The following is a 20,561-nucleotide window of genomic DNA, read 5'->3' on the forward strand; positions in this document are numbered from 1 at the left end:
AACAATTTTCTCCTTGTCTTCTGCCCAATGACCTTTTTTCAAATCAATGTATAATTTTTTTGGAACAAATGAGCTTTGTTCGCAGTCTCTTATGAAAAAGGCTTTGATTCATTAGCTTAAGTGATTGAAAGTTTTTAATCATTTAACAAAGCTTAAAATTGACTTATTATAATATCTCTGATTGTGTGAGTTGAGTTTAGGATCTCGTTTAGCTATGACAACTTGTTCATCTAGTGTTGACGATCGCATGTCCCAAAGCACCTGGGCAACCCGCTTAACCAAGGCTTTTTATCAAGACGATCAGCAAGCAAAGTTTAGAAAATTGCAAGTAGAGGTAGATTCTCTCTTGGAGCACCTGCAAAGCCTAAAGCAGCAACGAATCGCAGCTACTGAAGTAGAGGAATAATTGCCTCAATTTTGGCTGAAACCCAAGGTCAATAAATAAACTGACCTGATCAAAGGAATAAACCAAAACAATTTAAGAAGCTGAAATTTTTTCAAATTGGCACATTCCCAGCATTTTTCTAGCCAGAATGGACTGCAAAGTAATTGCTATTCAAAGCGCTGATGATTTTCTCTCCAGCGCTTAAGGCTATAGCGATCGCCATTTTCAACGAGTAAAGCTAAAGATGTACTGTCTGAAATTTTGGCGATCGCTGTCAAAATTTGTTGAGAGTTTTTACTGAAGTCAGTATAAATTAGTTTACCGTTGTCTGACAAGATGAGGGTACGCGGACGAGATAAATTTTTGTCTTGTTCCTTAATTTTAGGTGCTGGCTGATTCAAAGCTGCCATTGCGTCTGCCGAAATAGTCAGTACAGTTTCGGGTTTATTATTACCTGTTAAGTCAATTTGTTGAATGGGCCAATAGCCTAATTTTTGTTGCATTTGCTGCAAGTTAGGAATAGTACCAGCCGGCAGATTACCCGATTGTTGAAGCGATCGCCAAATAGTCGGTAATATTGTCTTTACTCGTTGTGGATCTTGTTGTTCCAATTGTTCGAGAGTTATCGGTGATGGTTGCACCCATTCCAAAGCTGCGTTTGTCAAAGCTAAAGGATGCGGTTGCAAAGCGAAATTGCTGCTTTGAGGAATTACTTGTCCAGCAGCTAATAGCCGTAAAACCCCATCTCGCAGTTGCACTCCTTTGATAGTAGCAGTGGTTGTTTGCTGTTCTCCGTTTGCTAGCCAGACAACTATCTGAATTTTCGCATCGGAGTTTATACCCAAAGTTGACCAAAGAAATTTCTCTGGGGAAGTTTTCGGTAAGCTCAAATTTGCAAAAGGTGAATTTACCCAGCGTTTACCGTCATGAAATGCACTCACCTCCACTTGATACCATTGATTATTTGCTTTTTGTAGAGACGTTACATGTAACGTCTCTACAGATAAATTTGGCGTCTCTACAGATAAATTTGGCGTCTCTACAGATAAATTTGGCGTCTCTACAGAGGAATTTGGCGTCTCTACAGAGGAATTTCTGTGTAAAGACGCGAAATTTCGCGTCTCTACAGGGTTCGGTTGCAACCACTCCGCAGAGTTAATAGAAGAAATTGGCTGTACCGAACCAATAATTCGACTGGGGTGAGTAGACGGAACCGGTGTCACCTCACCATTAAGTTGTCTCAACAAACTTTGAATGTGCGTCAAATTATCTGGTGTGATTTTGGCTTCTTTCAACCAGGAATTCGCCCGATTTTGCCCTTTGCCAGCTGCTAAAATCAAAGCTGCCCAAGCTTGCACCTCCGGTCTATTAGAATTAACTTGCAAAGCAGCTTCTGTGCGATTCCACAACCGTCCTTCATCAGCTTTCAATAAAGTCGCAATTTCTTGGGCATTTTGTGGGGATGCCTCAAACACCTGTAAAGCTTTTTCCCAGCGACCATCAATCAAATCTGCTAACACTTGTTGACTGGGAGAAGCCCAACTTTTATCAGCTTGAATTTTGGTAAGTTGAGAATGCAAGCGAATCAAATCAATTTGCGCTTGCGCTGCCGTCGGCATTTTTTCTTGGTGCTGTTTCTTAATAAATTGCAACCATTCAAAAGCTGGTGTCCAAAGTCCGCTGCGGGCAATTGACATAGCATCTTGGTAAGCTGAATTGTTCAGTTGCGGAGGTTTTAGAGAAATTTCTTCTAATTGAATTGGGTTGAGAAACGAGTTTGCCGGTTGAACTTGATAAACTCGTAACTGCGGTTCTAAACCAACAGTTTGCTCAACGATTAACTCTTTTGTCCCATTATTAGTAACCTCCTGCCATTTGGGTAATTGTCCGTTAGGACTTGTCCAAGACAACATCAGTTGTAAGTTACTACGTTCTGGATTGTAATGGAGAATGTGACCGTAAGCGATCGCACTTGTTCCTTCAATGCGTTGTCCTTTGCAATAAAACCAAATTCCAGATGATATATTGCCTTCAAAACGTTTAACTTCATTTAAAGGTAAAGAAATACTAGAACCTTGATTTTCCGATGTTGCATCAACCAAAGGGGCAATTACAAAAGATTCTTCAGGTCCAGCTACAGGTAATTGAGTTGCTAAATTATAGTATTTTTCTCTCGAAGATTGTGTCTCTGTATCTTGTGACTGATAAACTCTAAGTTCAACAATGTATTTACAATCTGATTGACAATTTCCCCGTTGTTTGAAAATAGGCAGTAAAAAAGAATTTTCTACATCACCATCTAAAGGTAAAATTTCCCCCGCTATTTGTCCCTGCTTTTTCAGATTTAGTTTAATTTGTGAAAGAGTTTGCAGGTGTTGTTGTTGCCTAGAGATTTTTGCCCATTCTGGTAAAACATTATTCAGCCAGCTTAATTTTTCGGGATTGAGTATGAAAATAAGGCTAATCCAAACAAAAAGCCCAATTAAAGCAGCACTACCCGACAAAATCCCAACAGCTAACATTGACGATAGCCAACTTTTATTTTTTAAAGAAGTTTTCAGCGGTTTCGGTTCTCGTCGCACAAACTTAACCGGCTTTTTCGGCATTTTTTTAACAATGCGTTTCATCGTATCTGCATTTTGCACGTTAGGTTTAGAAGGTTTTGGTGTCAGCTTTTGCGTGCGGTTTGCCATGTTCGTTCAGTAAATCTAATCGGCATTTATGCCAAGTATTTTTCCTTTTATACTCGTCTTTATTTGAATTTGCCCAGAAATTTCTTAGTCTGATTTTGGAGAAGTTCAGTAAATTTCCTCATAACCAGAAAATTTTGAATACACTCACCCCTTGAGAAAAGTAGAGACGCGAAATTTCGCGTCTCTACATTTGCCCAGAAATTTCTTAGTCTGATTTTGGAGAAGTTCAGTAAATTTCCTCATAACCAGAAAATTTTGAATACACTCACCCCTTGAGAGACTGTGTAGAGAAAAGTAGAGACGCGAAATTTCGCGTCTCTACAAGCGTTTTGGATAATGCATATTTAAATTCCGTCGATTACTCATTACTCCCAAGACAAACTTGCTCATAAAGTTTACCGGCACTTTCCCAAGTGAATTCGGTTTCTACTAGTTGTCTAGCATTGCGAGATAATTCGTTTCGCAGTTGTGGACTATCAAATAATTGACTAATAGCGGTGACGTATTCTGCTGGGTTATTTGCCCGTAATGCGCGTAATGGTACACTGGAACCATCTACGGATAGCCCTTCTAAACCGCGATCGCTTGCCACTATCGGCACACCTGCTGCCATTGCTTCTAAAGTTTTATTTTTAATGCCAAACCCCGTCCGCATCGACACAACGCAGACTGTGGCTTTATGTAAGTATTCTACCATCGAAGGCACGCGCCCAGTGACAGTAATTCCTGGTTTATCCTTCAGTGCTAAAACTTCTGCTGTCGGATGGGAACCGACAATATCAAAAGTTGTATTTGGATAACGTTTTTGAATTTCTGGCAAAACTTCGTTACTAAAAAAGCAAACAGCATCAATGTTTGGTAAGTTATCCATTGCACCAATAAAAATTAAGCGCTGTCCCCCCGAATCTTTGCTGCGGTTAGGGAAAGAAACTAAATCTACACCGTTAGGAATAACTTGAATTTCTGTGTTTGGTGCAAATTCTTGTAATTGAATTTTATCTTCTTCAGTTGTCGCTACAATTACCGAAAACTTTGAACAGTAATTTTGTTCATAACGACGCAAGAGCGGTAAATTAATTTTGTCTCTGAGTTTATTTTCAGAAATGCCATTTTCTAGTTGGTTAAGACAAGTGCCGTAAACAGAACTATGAACATCAACTAAAGTGCGTACCTGTTTCTGAAATTGAGGACGGATATAAATTTCATTAACACTATGTTCGCAGGTAATTACATCACATTTCCCTGCTTGTACAAAGTTATCAATCCAGTTTTGCATTTCAACTGAGTAGCGGTTTAAGACACTCGGAGGTGTACCCTGATTTAGAAAAGTATTGAAACGCTGGATTTTTTTTAGTATACCTGTGCCGGTGTCAGAATCGGCGGGGCGGTCAAAAACGACGAGATTATCGACGCGATCGCGCAATCCGGCTATTTCTGCATCTGTGACATAGCGATCGCGTTGGGTCACTAAAGTAATAGCATGACCTTGACTGAGATACTTGAGTAAATTAAACGTCCTTACCTGGGTTCCCCCCCGTGTTGGTGGATAGGGAAATGTGGAAGATAGCATTAAAATGTTCATAAAAGCTGGCAATTGGGAATAATACCAAGTACAGGGATGATATATATACAATGACCTGAGTCAATAGTTTATGTCATCAGAATTATACCGATATAATTGTTGTCAGCTATTTCTAACCTGAAGAAAATACTGATACCAATTCTGTGTGAAGTTGCGCTTTATCACCCTCAGGCTAGAAGCCTGGGGCTATACAAACAAAGCCCACCTACGTGGGCTAATAATGGGATGAGGAAAGCAAATTCAAAATCAGTATTTTTACTGTCGTCAATATTAATTTTATAAAATATGCCTAAAGTTACTGTTTCCATTCCCACTTTTAATCGAGTTAATTTACTGCCTTTCGCAATTGAAAGTGTACTCAAGCAGTCTTATCAAGACTTTGAATTAATTATCTGTGATGACGGTTCTGTTGATAGCACACCTGAGTTGATGTCACAGTATACAGATAGCCGGATTAAATATATTCGTCATCCGCAAAATATTGGTAAAAGCAATAATATGCGCTCTGGCTTTGAAGCTGCAACAGGCGAATATTTTATTAAATTTGATGATGATGATAGGCTAAATCCAGATTTTTTAGCGCGTACTGTCGCAATTCTTGATAAAGATTCCAGTATTACTTTTGTAGGTACTGACCACTGGATAATTGATATTAATAATGTTAGGGATGAAGCGAAAACTCAAGAAAATTCTCGTTTCTGGGGAAGAAAAAGTTTATCAGAGGGTGTTGTCGATAATTTGTTGGAAGTTGTGTTTGTTAAACAAAGCTTTCAAATAGGTGCAAGTTTATTTCGTCGCCAAACTTTGCAAGAATTGGGATATATGTTGCCCAATATGCAAAACTGTGAGGATAATGATTTATTTTTGCGGTTAGCTTTGGCTGGGAAAAAAGGCTATTATTTACCAGAATTGTTAATGGAATATCGCGTACATGCCGAACAGCAAGGTATTAATCGGGGAATTCGTTATTTAACTGATAAAATACTATATTTGGAAAATTATAAATTTGATTCAGAAAAGTTGGAAAAATTTAGGCAAAATAAGCTTTATGAAACGCAGTTATTGTTAGGTTTGCGCTTGATTGAAACAGGTGAAACGCAAAAAGGAAGAGAGTTAGTTTTAGCAGGAAAGTCTTTTTCTATTACTAAGGCTTGGACTGGGTTGGGGTTGTCTATGTTGCCGGTTGGGTTGCGGGGTAAGGCTTTTGAGTTGGTGCGGAGTGTGCGGGGATGATGCGATCGCGCACTCGTAGCAGCCTGAAGTAGGGTACAAAAAACTACCTGATTTGCGATCGCTCAATGCCTGTTCGCACTAATTCTGGCTAGGATAAAAGAATGTGTAAATTGTTGCGGTTCGAGCTAGAGTAGTGCTGATTCAGATTTAGGTAATATTACCCGCATGGAAACTAACCAGTTAAAATTCTTACTAAAGTTGTTGGGATGTGCCGATTATCGTGCAAGCTATACTGATCGCACTTTTGACAGCTTTAAAAAAGACAAGAATAAGATTTGTCAAAATTTAGGCGATCGCGAATTAGTAGATTATTCCCGCGAGATTGCCGCAGTCAAGATTTTACCACCAGGTAGAGCTTTACTGCAAGAGCCGACAAAAGTGGCGATCGCAGACAAAGAACTGAAGGTGCTGGAGAAGATAAGTAAAGCTTCGGGAAAAATCACCCCCAGCGAAATCACCTCACCTAAAGCTGCTGAACGAGACGCGATTTTGAAAAGTTTAAGCGATCGCGGATTAATTGAAGCTGAACTCAAAATCAAAAAGAGTAAAGCTGAGGTTTGGCTGACTGAACGCGGAATTGAATATTTGCGGGATGATTACAGTCCTAACAAAGGCTCTAACCCTGTCATCAGCTTAGAGCTACTGAGTAATTATCTGCGCTTTTTGCGGAAAACTTTGCGCGATAAGCCAGAACCAGTATCTACTTCAGCACCTATCAGTGTAGAGTCTGCTGCTGTAACAATTATTAATCTCACTGATGAAGAAATTTTACAAACTATCCAGAAATTAGATCGGGAACTGGGTAGTGACAATTATTTGCCAATATTTCATCTGCGGCAAAAGTTACAACCTCCGCTTTCACGGGAAGAATTAGATAAAGCGCTTTATCGTCTAGAAGAAAGCGATCAAATTGAATTAAGTAAGTTGGCAGAACCAGGTGATTATACACCTGAGCAAGTTGACGCGGGAATTCCCCAATTTAGCGGTGGTTCGTTGTTTTTCATCATAGCAATCTAAAAATTTACATCTAAATTACGAGCAAGCAACTTTCATTTTTAGCAGGTATTTTAGCATGGCAGAAATTGACGAACTTATTAAACAATCGTTTAACCCATTTGATAACTCGGCAGCAGGTAACTTTTGGGAAGAGCAGCCACCCACTACAGTTGAATCTATTCATCAAAAGGAATTAATCCAAATTCAAAGTGTAATAGCACAGATTTCCCAAGACCATCAAACCCGTAGTTTAATTCTCTATGGTGACGGTGGTTCGGGAAAGACTCACTTCTTAGGTCATCTGAAAAAACAGCTAAACAATCAAGCTTTTTTCGTTTACATTGAGCCATTTTCTCAAAGTGAGCATATCTGGCGGCACGTCTTACGTCATACTGTTGATAGCCTGGTTAATGCTCCAGCCGGACAAGCAGATTCTCAATTAATCCTTTGGCTCAAAAGCTGCTTTTCTACGATTCAGAAGCAGTTAAAAAGCGATCAGCAAAAATTTATTGCTAAAATTAAAGGCTTTTTTGGGAAAACAGACGCTGAAGGCGATCGCCAAGTATTCATTGATATTCTTAGAAAAACCATTGGCACCACAGGAATTTATAATGCTAATGAATTTTTTGGGGTTCTTTATGACCTGACTAATCCAGATTTGTACTTTTTAGCTTGTGAATGGTTGAAAGGAGATGATTTAGATGAAGATAGTCTGAAAAAGTTAAGAGTTAGGCAATCAATTGATGATGAAGACAAAGCGCAGGGTATCTTAGGCAACTTTAGCAAAATTTCTGCGAAAACTCAGCCGATTGTGTTGTGTTTCGATCAGCTAGATAACATTGCTCGTTTACCAGATGGCTCTCTTGATCTACAAGCTTTATTCAATGTCAACTCTACGATTTATAACGGGAAGTGGAAAAATTTCCTGATTATCATCAGCATCAGGACAGAGAACTGGTATAACAATTCTAAGCGAGTTCACCCGTCTGACATAGATAGAGCTACTATCAGAATTCCACTAAAACGTATCACGCTGGAACAAGGCGAAGCCCTCTTAGCTACTCGACTCTATCCCCTGCACAATCAAGCTAACCCTAAACCTACTTCCCCAATTGATCCGTTAAGTCGTCAGGTGTTAGAAAACGTGTTTCTCAGCCGCAAAGCTACACCCCGCGATTTTTTGACGCTAGGAAAACTAATATACCAGGATTATAAGGAATCGCTTATAAATAAGCCGATAGAGCCGTCTGTTTCGGAGATAATTAAAGCTGAATTTGAATTGCTATGGCAGCAGGAATATCAAAAAGTTCAGGCAAAAAATACCAAAATTACCTTGTTAGCAGCACCCGATTTAATTCGCATGTTGCAACAAGCGTTAGAGGCATTAGAAATACAGGAAATTAAACCTAGACTCATCAGGGGAACATACGCCAATAATTCTTTGAGTTATCAACAGGCAGGTAAGCGAGAACGGATAGGTGTAGTTTGGACAGAAGAGCCAAACATGGGTACCTTTTTCAATATCATGAATGCTTGCCAAACAGCAATTCAGCAAAATCTATGTCAAACTTTGTATTTAATTCGCGCTGGAAGTTTAGGAACTCCAAGACTTGTCGGCAATCAACTATACAGACAAATTTTCACATTTACTAATCATGTTCACATCAAGCCGAATCTGACTTCTGTTCACTACTTGGCAACATACCACAGCTTTGTAAATTCTGCACTTGCTAATGAATTGGTGCTTAGAGGTAAAACCATTACTTTGCAGGAACTACAAACTTTAACCCGCGAGTGCAATATTTTGCAAAAGTGTACTTTATTGCAAGAATTAAAAATTGTTTCTCAAACAGGTGGAAGTAATGGTAATGGTAATGGTAACGGTAAACACGATTTACAACCAGTGAAAAATTTGATGTTTAATCTAGTAAAAACCCAAAGTTTCATAGGATTACCAACTTTAATTAAAGAGACTAAAGCAAAATTTTCTCTAGTAAAGGAATCGGAAATTGAAAATTTGATTCAAGAACTATGTCAAGAGCAAAAGGTAGAATATTTTGACCCGAAAGCCAAGCCACAAGACCAATTAGTTTGTTTAGTGACTAAAAAATAATATTTAATACAAAATAGTTGACATTTTAGCAAATGCAATATTTGACAGAAGCTACTGAAATTAGAGCGCAAATTGCTAAATTTGCTTTGGCTAAAACCCTGTGGTTAGATACCGAAATTGCTGACTGGAATACTCCCTATCCCAGATTGTCGCTAATTCAGGTTTTGGCTGCTCCAACAAACTTGACAAGTGAGTATGCTTACATTCTTGATGTCTTAGATAAACCTGATTTGGCAGCATATTTTATTAACCAAATCATGGTTAATCCTCAAATAGAAAAACTATTTCATAATGCCAGCTTCGATTTGAAATATCTGGGGGGACAGCTAGCACAAAATGTTACCTGTACTTTAAAAATAGCCAGAAAAATAACTCGTGAAGTATTACAAGTAACCAACTTACAACTTAAAACCTTAGCAGGAGAACTCTGCAACTTTTCTCATGTAGATAAAGAAGAACAAGCAAGCGACTGGGGAAAGCGTCCTCTCACCCAAAAGCAGCTACAATATGCCGCAATGGATACAGTTTATCTGGCTGCTGTGCATCGTCGCTTATTAGAAATATCTAATCCCGATGCTGTAAGTAATATTTTTAATATGATATCTAATGACTCAAAGCCATCAACAGAAACATCTGAAAATTCATCTTTAAATGTTACTAAAGTCCGAGTTGCATTTGAATGTCCGCGCTTGTTTTATTTGAAGCAACACTTTGGGGGTAATACCTTATTTATCCCACGAGATACCGCAATAGGTATTGGTAACATATTTCATCAATTAGCAGATGATTTTGTCAGGTTAGCCACTCTTGAACCGCGATTTAAAGAGTTGTTTAAACCACCCGCAGCCCAGTTGCAGGTAGAGGAAATCGCATCTAGTATGCAACAGCTTTTTTATGAAATAAAGTTCTCCTCTTACCTGCAACAAGCTAAAAAAAATCCCAGCCAAGCACCAGCACTTTACAAAGTTTGGCAGGGATTACAAGGACTAATCCGACGCTTTGCAGAATTGTTAGTAATTAATCGTCGTTATTGCAATGCAGAAACAGTTATTGCGAACACTTTTGTCTCTGAAGAACGCAAGCTTGAACATTACTTTAATCTAGCTGACGGGACACAACAACGAGTAGCCGGAGAATTTGATTGCTTAGTTTTCAACTTTGAAAAAAAGCGCTTATGTGTGGTAGAGTTTAAAACTTATCAGCCAGCCGATCCATCAGCGCAATTAGCCCAAGTTGCTCTTTATAGTTATATGCTTTGGCAAAAGAAAAAGGTAGCTGTTGACTCAGCAGTTTACTGTGTTTTGCCAGAATTTAAAGAGTATCACTATTCTTGGGAACAGCTAGAAAATACAGTGCATCAGTTGATTCCTTATAAGTTACAACAAATGCAGCAATGGCTGACTTGGGAACCACCATTACCTAATTCACCACCAACTACAACCCAGCCTCATTTGTGCGAAATTTGTCCGCAGCAGCAAAAGTGTAAAAGTTACTTTGTAGAAGAATCTAAACAAGAGGAATCTTTTAATAAGCAGGAAGAACAGATTTATCACACAACAAAAAAGCATCAGCAATCATTCAATGCCGATGCTATAGGTGAAGAATTAGTTACTACTTTGCAATCTTTTAATATTGGTGTAGATTACCACGGTGCGGCTGTTGCTCCTAGTTTCATCAGAGTTAAGCTGAAACCTCATTTAGGTGTTAAAGTTAGTTCTCTACTGAAATTATCTGCTGATTTGCAAGTACAGATGGGGTTGGCTAATCCGCCGTTGATTTCTCCTCAAGCTGGATATGTAAGTGTTGATTTGCCTCGTCTAGATAGGCAAGTTGCTAAGTTTGAGGAGTATGTTCAACATCAATTTTTGCCCTCAACCGCACCTGTAAAAATTGCCCTTGGGGTGAATTTAGAAGGGCAATTGGTAGAAGCTGATTTATCAGATCCAAATACTTGTCATTTTTTGGTTGGGGGTACAACTGGTAGCGGGAAGAGTGAGTTTTTGCGATCGCTTCTCCTCAGTCTCCTGCTTCGTCATTCCCCGCAAAACCTCAAAATTGCCCTTGTCGATCCCAAACGTGTCACCTTTCCCGAATTTGAGCAGATACCGTGGTTGTATTCACCAATTGTCAAAGAAAGCGATCGCGCTATTGAATTGATGGATGAACTAGTGGCAGAAATGGAATCGCGTTATCAGCGATTTGAAAAAGCTGGGTGCGCTGATTTGAATGCTTACAATCAACCTTCCCGTCAGCTTTTACCTCGCATTGTTTGCATCTTTGATGAATATGCCGACTTTATGGCAGAAAAAGAAATTCGCACCGCACTAGAACAAAGTATCAAACGATTGGGTGCTAAAGCAAGAGCCGCAGGTATTCATCTAATTATTGCCACACAACGTCCCGAAGCCAAAGTTGTTACTCCCTTAATTCGCTCAAATCTTCCCGGAAGAGTTGCTTTGCGAACTGCTAGCGAAGCAGATTCAAAAATTGTTTTGGGTGGTACACAAACAGCAGCTGCATCTCTCTTGGGTAAAGGTGATTTACTTTACCAAATTGGTAATAATTTATCCCGTTTACAAAGCTTATTAGCAACAACCATTCAACTGCCGTCTGTATAAATTAAAGTGCCGCTACCCGTTAGCAATTCCCCTAACCTGCTATATAGCTAGGACTTACGCAAAATACCTCTCAAACTCTTATTCCTCCGTGTACTCTGCGTCCTCTGCGGTTCGTTATTCCGTCACTCGTGCGTAAGTCCTAATAGCCTTTCCTAATAAGAGTGAGAACCAGCGATTACCTCACCCCGATAAAGCTGTGCTTTATCTCCCCTCTACGAGCGTAAGGAGAGGGGTTAGGGGTGAGGTTTTAAGAGTGTACTTCACTCTTATTATGAACTGCTATAATCTGACGGAAATATCGCTATTACTTACTTTGCGGAATACTTGGAGTATGTTGATAAGTTGAGTTTGATTGAAGTTGACTAATAACGAATAGTGTAGCAAGAGTTAAAGCAATAGAAACGAATGCGATCGCTAAAGGATTAGTTTTTCGAGAACTGAGTTTTCCTTGGGTGTAAGCAGTATTAGCTATACTCAGTTCATGTTTAGACTGTTCCAAAATTGATTGGAGAGCATTTATCTCCTCATCTTTTAGTTCTGTAAATCCGTCTTGTCTAAAAGCATTCTCTAGAATTTTTACCTTTTCCTCTGAAGTTGCTTGAGCAAGTTCTTTTTTGATAACTTCAAAAGGATTATTTTGTCTTATGGGTTGTGATGGTTGAGTTTTAGGAGTTCGTGGTTGAAATTGCCTATCTTGTTGAATCTCTTTTTTGGTAAAGCTATATAAATTCTCTTCCCTTGCTGGTTGTGATGGTTGAATCTTAGGAGTTTGCGGTTGAGTTGGAAGGTTCTGAGTATTACTTCTTTGATTTGTCTTAAACGACCATCTATAGTCACTATCTTGAACAACCAGATGCTTCAATGAAGAGTATAAGTAGTGGTTTACTTCTCGTCTTTCAACTCCAAGCATATCAGCTATTTTCACTGCTCTTACAGGAGTGCCGCGCTTCAAAATTTCAACAATTTTTGATTCCAGTTCGTCCATATTAGCCCCCAAATCTAACTTACTAGAATGACGCTGAAACAGATATTCCTTTAGTTCAATTTGCTTTCCGGATATTTTTGACGAATAATGAAGATTACAGATATTTAGAATCTTTTTTACATTAGTCGCATTGCACGTTAACGCACCCTCCTAATTACTTTTTTCAGCTAGTTCAAGAGTTTTTATAATAGAATCTTTTGTCATGCTTGATGTGATTTTTATCCCTCTTTCTTTTGCAATATCTTTGAGTTGGTCTTTTGTCTTGGCTTTATAGCCTGTAGTCTTAGTTTTATCAGTTGTAGTTTTCTTGTTTATTACAGGTTCAATTTCTTGTTGCTTCTTCAAAAAGTCTTCAACAATCTCTTTTACAACTTCACTAATTTGCTGAACTAATTTGTCATCAATAGTTGTCTGATTGCTTTTACTTTCCTCAAGTTTTTTGATAGCATCAGCAATTTGTTCAACCTTATCAGTAAGACTTGTTAACTTATCATCATTGCTTGTTTGCTTGCTTTGATTTGCTTCAAGTTTTTTGACAGATGCAGCAACTTGCTCAACTTGTGAGGTCAGAGTTTCCACCTTTTTATTAATTATTTCCACTTGCTGAGATAATTTATCAAGCTTTTGAAGTATAGGTTTATTTGATTCTGTTTGTTCAGAAGGTGGTTGTACTACTACCGGACTGGAATCTGAAGAACCTAGCAATTGCTGCATTTCTTCTTTAGCAGCAACAGCTTGCTCATCAGTCATATCAAAAACCCAAACCCATAGCTTTTCAATGTCAAGTTCCTTAGCAACATGACACAAATCAGCACCGTAAACCACTTCGTATTCTTCTTCCTCGCTGTACGCTTCAGTACGACGTACAATCAGAGGAATTAAATTACTACCTTGTTGAGTGAGACTTCTTTCTAAATTTTCGCGTCTTTCTGAAGAAATTTCTAAATCTTCCGACTTTGGTATAGCAATTTGAAAAGTGTAAATTTGACCGTGGGATATTGGCTTTATCCGCAAATATTCAACAATGCGATCGTGACGTTCTGCTGCATCCATTTTTCTATTCCTTTTTATTTGTTACAGAAATTAAATGTTTAGCTAGTTTCATATAGCAATTAAAGGCATCCTGTGCAGTCTCTTTATCTTTTGAGCTTAATTCGTTATCAAATTCAGCAAAACAAATTGGATATCCTTTATTAGGCGTACTTGAAATTATAGTAAGGTTTGGAATCCATGTATCCTGAGGAAATAAATCTACATTTTTGCTTTGAGGATTCTTTGATATCACATCAAAAATTTGCTGAGTCATAGATAAAGCAACCTTAGTTGCTGCTCTATTGTACATACTGACTGCGATACCCAAAATTGGCAAAGGTTCATCTTTCGATTCATCAACTGCAATAGCTCTTTTCATCACGTACTCTAATGCTCGAATAGGATAAGGAGCTAATTGTGTAGGAATCAATACTGCTGAAGATGCCATTAGTGAAATAGTGTTAGCTTTACCAAACGAAGGTGGTGGATCTATTAAGATATAATCATATTGATCACGATATTTTTTAAGCTTCTTAGCCAATACGCGATCAATATCTGGTGTCATAATCAGTTCAGCTTCCATATAACTTAAACGAATGTGAGATGGAACTATGTCTAGTTCAACATCATCCCATTTTTTATGAATCACTACATTTTCTAAGCTGGTTCTTGGTTCCGTTAATAAATGGCTAATATCTTTTTTACCTTGCTTTTCAACATCTTCAAAAGGTTCTATTCCTAATCCTGTTGTCAAATTAGCTTGAGCGTCAATATCAACCAGTAGTACCCGCTTACCTAGCTTGTTGAGTGCAGCAGCTAGGTTAATAGTTGTTGTGGTTTTACCCACGCCACCTTTATTGTTAAATACAGTAATAATCATACCTTGACGCTCCTCCTTAGATTCAGTGATTAAAGATGCTTTTTCAAGCTTTGTAGCACTTGGAAAATCTTTTTTGCTTTCGTTGGCGAAATTGTTGTCTTTCGCGAATAATTTTAAGTTCTCTTCATTTGGAAATAGTTGAGAAATGGAATTGATAAATTTGAAACGTAGTTGCTGTTCGTTTTGATATAATTCTTGATAAACTTGTAAACAAGTCTGTTTACATAAAATTTTATCAAATGATTGAAAATTTTCGATAAATTGCTTTTGAGAATAATCGAGAAGAACCGTAGGTTTTTGATTGTAATTATAAAGTAAACGAAACTGATAGCCATTCGTTAAAAGCCCCAGAATAGCTGAGGTTTGACGCATATATGTATTAATTTGCCAAACATTATGAGCAATGTTTTTATTAGGAGCTTTAGCCTCAATTACTAAATAAGGTGCGTATGGTATGGCTGAACTTGGTGGAAGTACCAAAAAATCAAGTTTAGATTTGCCGACTATGGCTTGAGGTTCCCAATCAGTATGACTGTAACCGAGGATTTGCAGCAGTGGCGCTATAATCTTCTTTTCTACGTCTGATTCACTACTATGAGGAGCGATCGCTTGAAAAATGTTTCGCAGAGTTGAAGCATAGTTGGCAGTCATACTAGCATGGCAAGGAATGCATCTATACAATTCTATCTACATAATTCCTCAGTGTGTAAAAAATTTCTATTTTGCTGCGAGTAAAATAGACATCTCCAGAAAAGACGTAGAGACGTTCCGCCGGAACGTCTCTACAAGGGTTTGGGGGAACGTATAATTAATTTCTGGAGATGTCTAATGCGATTGACAGGTTAGGTACGAGGTGAATATAGCAGCAGTACGTACCCTTCCCCGCCAACAATGCACCCCTCACTGCTATAATCTGACTGCTTTAAGGTCGTAAACATCGCCAAAATCGCTTTTTGGGATGTTGCCAAATCTTAAATTATGCAAAAATTTTCAATTGATAACTAGACGTGTACGCTACCTAAATAAAAATGCCTTATAGAGGACTTAACTAATGGGATATGTAATCGCAACCGCAAATATGAAAGGTGGTGTGGGCAAAACCACCCTCACAGTTAATTTGGCTACTTGTTTAGCGAAAAATCATGGCAAACGGGTACTTGTCCTAGATTTAGATAGTCAAATTAGCGCTACACTCAGTCTGATGTCACCACTGGAGTTTGCCAAACGTCGCAAACTATCACGGACATTTAGATATCTGATAGACCAAATTATTAATCCACAGCCAAACCCAAAACAGACGATTTACGATATTATTCAGTCCGACGTTTGTAATCTTCCAAATCTCGATATCTTACCCGGAGATATTGACTTGTATGATGAATTTGTCATTTCCGAAATGCTACATCAACAAGCAGTTACTTTAGGAGAACAAGACTTTGAAACTATTTGGAATCGCTTTGAAAGAGTCTTGGTGGGGAAAATTTTAGAACCAGTGCGGCAAGAATATGATTTTATCCTTTTGGATTGTGCCCCTGGCTATAATCTATTGACTCGTAGCGCTTTAGCTTGTAGCGATTTCTATGTACTACCTGCTAAACCAGAACCTTTATCTGTGGTGGGTATTCAACTGTTAGAAAGACGCATTGCTAAATTAAAAGACAGTCACGAACATGAGGCAAAGATTGATATCAAAATGTTAGGAATTGTCTTTAGTATGTTGAGTAGCAACATTTTGAATGGCAGATATTACAAACAAGTAATGCACCGCGTAGTTGAAGATTTTGGTGTGGAAAAAATTTGTAAGACGCAGATTCCTGTTGATATAAATGTTGCGAAAGCTGTTGATAGTTTTATGCCGGTTGTTTTAAGTAATCCCAACTCTGCGGGTTCTAAAGCGTTTATGCAGCTAACTCAGGAGTTGTTGCAAAAGTTGTAAATTAGGAGTTAGATGCATAAATCTATGCCCTCACCCTTCTAGGGCTTCTTATTACCAACATATTTCAAAATCCTGGAATAATGCCGCTATCCCGCCTTAGAATAAATTCTAAGGCTAATAGCGCAAGTCTACTAAAGTAGACTCAAATAATTTCATATTAGCCCGCCATATTTCAAAATCCTGGAATAATGCCGCTATCCCGCCTTAGAATAAATTCTAAGGCTAATAGCACAAGTCTACTAAAGTAGACTCAAATAATTTCATAATTTAGGCAAAACATCCCTAGAAACGGATTTTTGGTTCAACTTTCTCTCAATGAAATCACATATTGACGTTGAAAAACAAAGCTGATAGGTAAATCCGGAATTTATGAGTCGTCTTGAGACGACTTGATCTGTTAGCCTGGGATTTAAATCCCAGGTGGGCTATCGGTTTGACTACCTGTTAGCCCGCGTAGGCGGGCTTTGTTCTTGTAGCCGCGACTTTAATCGTCGGGTATTAAAATTTCCCAGCTAAGGCTGCAACACACCGATCGCAAATTAAAGGATGCTCTGTTGATTCTCCCACATGAGTGGAATAGTTCCAGCAGCGATCGCACTTTTCACCCTCTGCATCCACTACCCCAATTCCCCATGCATCAGATTGCAAGTTGTATTTCAACTGTTGCAATGCTTCGGGAGTATCCAACACTTCCACCTGGGAAGTGATAAATAAATAGCGTAGTTCATCTACACCGTTACCAACATCAGAATTCAGTGCTTTTACTGAAGTACGCAATTGCTCCGAAGCCACATATAGCATGATTTTTGCTTCCAAAGGAGCGCCAATCATCTTTTCCATTCTGGCAGTATCTAACACCTTATTTACATCAGTGCGAATTTGGCGAATTTGTTGCCAAACAGTAGCCAATTCTGAATTATGCCACTTTTCGTCTACTTGCACCCAACCGGCTTCAAACACCGATTTATAAGGCGTTTTGTAAGGGAGATATTGCCAGATGTCTTCTGCCATGTGACATAATACGGGTGCGATCGCTCGTGCTAAATTTTCCAAAGCTACCTGCAACACCGTTTGACAACTGCGACGCCGGAAAGCATCACTTGCACTGATGTACAATCTATCTTTGGCAGCATCCAAATAAAAGTTGGATAAATCCACCACACAGAAATTCTGCACCGTTTGGAAAAAGCGGAAGAATTGGAAACTATCAAACGCTTCCGTCACCTCCTTAAACACTTCCGTCATCCGGTGCAGCATGTAACGGTCAAGTTCTGGCAATTCCTCAAAGGGTACTGCATCTTTCTCCGGGTCAAAATCGTGCAAATTCCCCAACAAAAACCGTGCCGTATTGCGAATCTTTTGCCGCACATCAGCAAGTTGCTTGAGGGTATTTTTCCCAATCCGCTGGTCAGAGGTATAGTCTACCGACGACACCCACAAACGCAAAATGTCAGCACCTAATGGTGGTTCTTCTTTTTGATTTTTTCCACCTTTGATAATGACTGCTGGATCAATCACATTGCCCAGAGATTTACTCTGCTTGCGTCCTTGTTCGTCCAACGTAAAACCGTGAGTCAACACAGTTTTGTAAGGTGCAATGCCATTAACCGCGACACTGGTAAGCAAACTTGACTGAAACCAACCGCGATGTTGGTCGGAACCTTCCAGATAGATATCAGCAGGGTAGCGCAATTCTGGACGCTGCTTGGCAACAGCAGCCCAAGATGAGCCAGAATCAAACCAGACATCCATTGTATCAGTACCTTTACGGTAAGATTTACCGTTGTGGCGATACTGTTCTGGCAATAATTCCTCTACCGACAGTTCCCACCAAACATCGGAACCTTTTTCAGCAACGATCGCTTGAACGTGAGAGATAGTTTCCGCATTCAGCAATGGTTCCCCAGTTGCTTCATCATAAAAAACGGGAATTGGTACACCCCAACTGCGCTGACGCGAAATACACCAATCAGAACGTTCCGCAACCATTGGGGTGATGCGATTTTCTCCTTGTGCGGGAATCCATTTTACCGAAGCGATCGCACTCAAAGCTTCTTCTCTAAATCCCTCCACTGAAGCAAACCATTGTTCAGTAGCGCGGAAAATCGTCGGCTTTTTCGTCCTCCAATCGTAAGGATATTTATGCTGATACGCTTCCTCCTTCAACAAAGAACCCGCTTCCGTCAAAGCAGAAATCACCGCTTGATTTCCATCACCCAGAACATTCAACCCAGCAAACTGTCCCGCTTCCGAGGTAAAATTACCATAATCATCAACCGGCGCGAGAATAGCCAAACCGTAACGCTGACCCACAATGTAGTCTTCTTGACCGTGACCAGGTGCAGTATGTACCAAACCAGTACCCGACTCAGTAGTTACATAATCACCACCAATCACAATCGGACTTAGGCGATCGTATAGCGGATGTCGGTAAGTAGAATGTTCTAAATCTTTCCCTTTCACCGTGGCTTTCACCGTCAACTCATTTCCCAAAGTTGCCGATAAACGTTCCACCAAATCCTCAGCTACGATGAGGTATTTGAAATTTACCTCACGCAAAGGCGCAAAGTCGCCAATATTACTTTGCGTCTCTGCGTCTTGGCGTGAGACTTCCACCACCGCATAATTGAGGTCAGGATTTAACGCAACCGCTAAATTCCCCGGAATAGTCCAAGGTGTCGTCGTCCAGATAGCCACACCCAATTCTGGTAAAAACTCACCCAGCGCAGCTTTCACCCCATCCGACAGACTCACCATCTTGAAAGCAGCGTAGATACTCCGGGAGGTGTGACCTTCTGGATATTCCAACTCAGCTTCAGCCAAAGCGGTTTGAGAACTGGGACTCCAGTGAACTGGTTTTAAACCGCGATAGATGTAGCCTTTTAACATCATCTCACCGAAGACACCGATTTGCGCCGCTTCGTATTCCGGCATCATTGTTAGATAAGGATGATCCCAATCGCCCCAAACACCGTAAGTTTTAAAATTGTTACGTTGGTCATCTACCGCAGCTAAAGCAAATTCTTTCGCTTTTTGTCGCAGTTGTAAAGGTGTCAAATTTTGTCGTTCTGCCGACTTCATATTCTGCAAAACTTTCAATTCAATCGGCAATCCGTGACAATCCCAACCTGGAACGTAGCGAACTTTACGTCCGCGTAGTAGTTGGTAGCGGTTAATAATGTCTTTGAGAATTTTATTTAAAGCATGTCCAATATGCAGCGAACCATTAGCGTAGGGTGGTCCATCATGCAGTATAAATAATTCGCCTGGGTTTTCTTGAGACAGGCGATCGTAAATTTTGTTTTCTGACCAAAATTTTTGGATTTCCGGTTCACGCTTCACAGCGTTTGCCCGCATATCAAAGTTAGTTTTGGGCAGGTTTACAGTCTCTTTGTAGCTTCCAGTTTCTGTCACGGTGCTGATTTTCAAAGAATAATAAAGTTTGATTCTCACTATTATCCATGAGAATTTCTAATAGACAAACGTCGTGGAAATTAATTATGCGCTACCCAGAACCCCTAGAGACGTAGCATTGCTACGTCTCTACATCTTTATCCTACAAGGTCTTAGGCTTTGATTCTTGCCCCCCTTCCCTGGTAGGGAAGGGGCTGGGGGTTAGGTTTGAGAGTAAGTTGTACACTGCGTCTGTAGTATATTGTAACGCATTTTGTAGTAAGCGCTTCAGCGCTTCTTGTAGAGACGCGAAATTTCGCGTCTCTACAAATTATCTAATTCCTTGGTAGTTGCGTATCTGTCGGTTCTTCTGCTGGGGGAGCAAGTACGGCATCGGGAGCAATTTCCTCAACCGGAATTTTTGCTAATTCCGCAACAGCAGCTTCTTCAGTGGCAGCAGCTTCTTTTGCAGCTTTTACTAATTCGGGTGATGGAGGGTGAGGAGGAATTGCTTCGGGTACAGTTTCGCTTTTTGCTTCAGTGTCTGTGGTTACAGCAAGTTCAGTAGTGATGTCAGAACTTGTGGGAGTGGTTACAGCAAGTTCAGTAGTGATGTCAGAACTTGTGGGAGTGGTTACAGCAAGTTCAGTAGTGATGTCAGAACTTGTGGGAGTGGTTACAGCAAGTTCAGTAGTGATGTCAGAACTTGTGGGAG

The 20,561-nt window shown here is 39.6% G+C and carries 12 protein-coding genes and 1 pseudogene; 6 read left to right on the top strand and 7 right to left on the bottom strand.

Translation table 11 applies throughout. From position 1 onward, the window contains the following. The first annotated feature begins 214 nt into the window (after positions 1-214). A complete protein-coding gene (locus OGM63_RS27120) occupies positions 215-406 on the top strand; it encodes a hypothetical protein (RefSeq protein ID WP_263748830.1) in 192 nt (63 codons plus the stop codon). A gap of 146 nt (positions 407-552) precedes the next feature. Here OGM63_RS27120 and OGM63_RS27125 read toward each other — a convergent pair whose 3' ends face one another. Both OGM63_RS27125 and OGM63_RS27130 read right to left on the bottom strand, forming a co-directional pair. Continuing rightward, on the bottom strand, positions 553-3,078 hold the full coding sequence (locus OGM63_RS27125; RefSeq protein WP_263748831.1) for a hypothetical protein: 2,526 nt from the start codon (positions 3,076-3,078) through the stop codon (positions 553-555). A gap of 358 nt (positions 3,079-3,436) precedes the next feature. Then, entirely contained in the window at positions 3,437-4,660 is a 1,224-nt protein-coding gene (locus OGM63_RS27130; RefSeq protein ID WP_263748833.1) for a glycosyltransferase family 4 protein, read from the bottom strand. 285 nt (positions 4,661-4,945) lie between these two features. On the opposite strand from OGM63_RS27130, the gene OGM63_RS27135 reads away from it, so the two are divergent. From OGM63_RS27135 to OGM63_RS27150, 4 genes are all read left to right on the top strand, one after another. Then, complete coding sequence (locus OGM63_RS27135) at positions 4,946-5,893, top strand: glycosyltransferase family 2 protein (protein ID WP_263748834.1); 948 nt, start codon at positions 4,946-4,948, stop codon at positions 5,891-5,893. A 165-nt stretch (positions 5,894-6,058) separates the two neighbouring features. Continuing rightward, on the top strand, positions 6,059-6,910 hold the full coding sequence (locus tag OGM63_RS27140) for a transcription factor RcaD (RefSeq protein WP_263748835.1): 852 nt from the start codon (positions 6,059-6,061) through the stop codon (positions 6,908-6,910). Positions 6,911-6,965: 55 nt separating this feature from the next. Beyond that, positions 6,966-9,002, top strand: coding sequence for an AAA family ATPase (locus OGM63_RS27145; RefSeq protein WP_263748836.1), 2,037 nt, complete (start codon positions 6,966-6,968; stop codon positions 9,000-9,002). A 32-nt stretch (positions 9,003-9,034) separates the two neighbouring features. Then, positions 9,035-11,620, top strand: a complete 2,586-nt coding sequence (locus OGM63_RS27150) for a DNA translocase FtsK (RefSeq protein ID WP_263748837.1) — start codon at positions 9,035-9,037, stop codon at positions 11,618-11,620. Positions 11,621-11,924: 304 nt separating this feature from the next. On the opposite strand, the gene OGM63_RS27155 is transcribed toward OGM63_RS27150, so the two are convergent. The 3 genes from OGM63_RS27155 to OGM63_RS27165 all read right to left on the bottom strand — a co-directional run bounded on the left by OGM63_RS27155 (position 11,925) and on the right by OGM63_RS27165 (position 15,168). Next, positions 11,925-12,605, bottom strand: a complete 681-nt coding sequence (locus OGM63_RS27155) for a hypothetical protein (RefSeq protein WP_263748838.1) — start codon at positions 12,603-12,605, stop codon at positions 11,925-11,927. A gap of 150 nt (positions 12,606-12,755) precedes the next feature. After that, complete coding sequence (locus OGM63_RS27160) at positions 12,756-13,658, bottom strand: hypothetical protein (protein WP_263748839.1); 903 nt, start codon at positions 13,656-13,658, stop codon at positions 12,756-12,758. A gap of 4 nt (positions 13,659-13,662) precedes the next feature. Then, on the bottom strand, positions 13,663-15,168 hold the full coding sequence (locus OGM63_RS27165) for an AAA family ATPase (protein WP_263748840.1): 1,506 nt from the start codon (positions 15,166-15,168) through the stop codon (positions 13,663-13,665). Positions 15,169-15,568: 400 nt separating this feature from the next. Between OGM63_RS27165 and OGM63_RS27170 the strand changes: the two genes are divergently transcribed. Then, the gene (locus tag OGM63_RS27170; RefSeq protein ID WP_263748841.1) at positions 15,569-16,453 is read left to right on the top strand and encodes a ParA family protein; all 885 of its coding nucleotides are present in this window, start codon (positions 15,569-15,571) and stop codon (positions 16,451-16,453) included. Positions 16,454-16,951: 498 nt separating this feature from the next. Here OGM63_RS27170 and ileS read toward each other — a convergent pair whose 3' ends face one another. Together ileS and OGM63_RS27180 are read right to left on the bottom strand one after the other, a co-directional pair. Beyond that, positions 16,952-19,867 carry an isoleucine--tRNA ligase gene (gene ileS, locus OGM63_RS27175; protein WP_263748842.1) on the bottom strand — a complete coding sequence of 972 codons (2,916 nt, stop codon included), beginning with the start codon at positions 19,865-19,867 and terminating at the stop codon, positions 16,952-16,954. 314 nt (positions 19,868-20,181) lie between these two features. Then, positions 20,182-20,561, bottom strand: a pseudogene (locus tag OGM63_RS27180) (hypothetical protein); the annotation flags it as partial.

Source organism: Plectonema radiosum NIES-515 (assembly GCF_025753815.1).
Classification (GTDB): Bacteria; Cyanobacteriota; Cyanobacteriia; order Cyanobacteriales; family Nostocaceae; genus Hassallia; species Hassallia radiosum_A.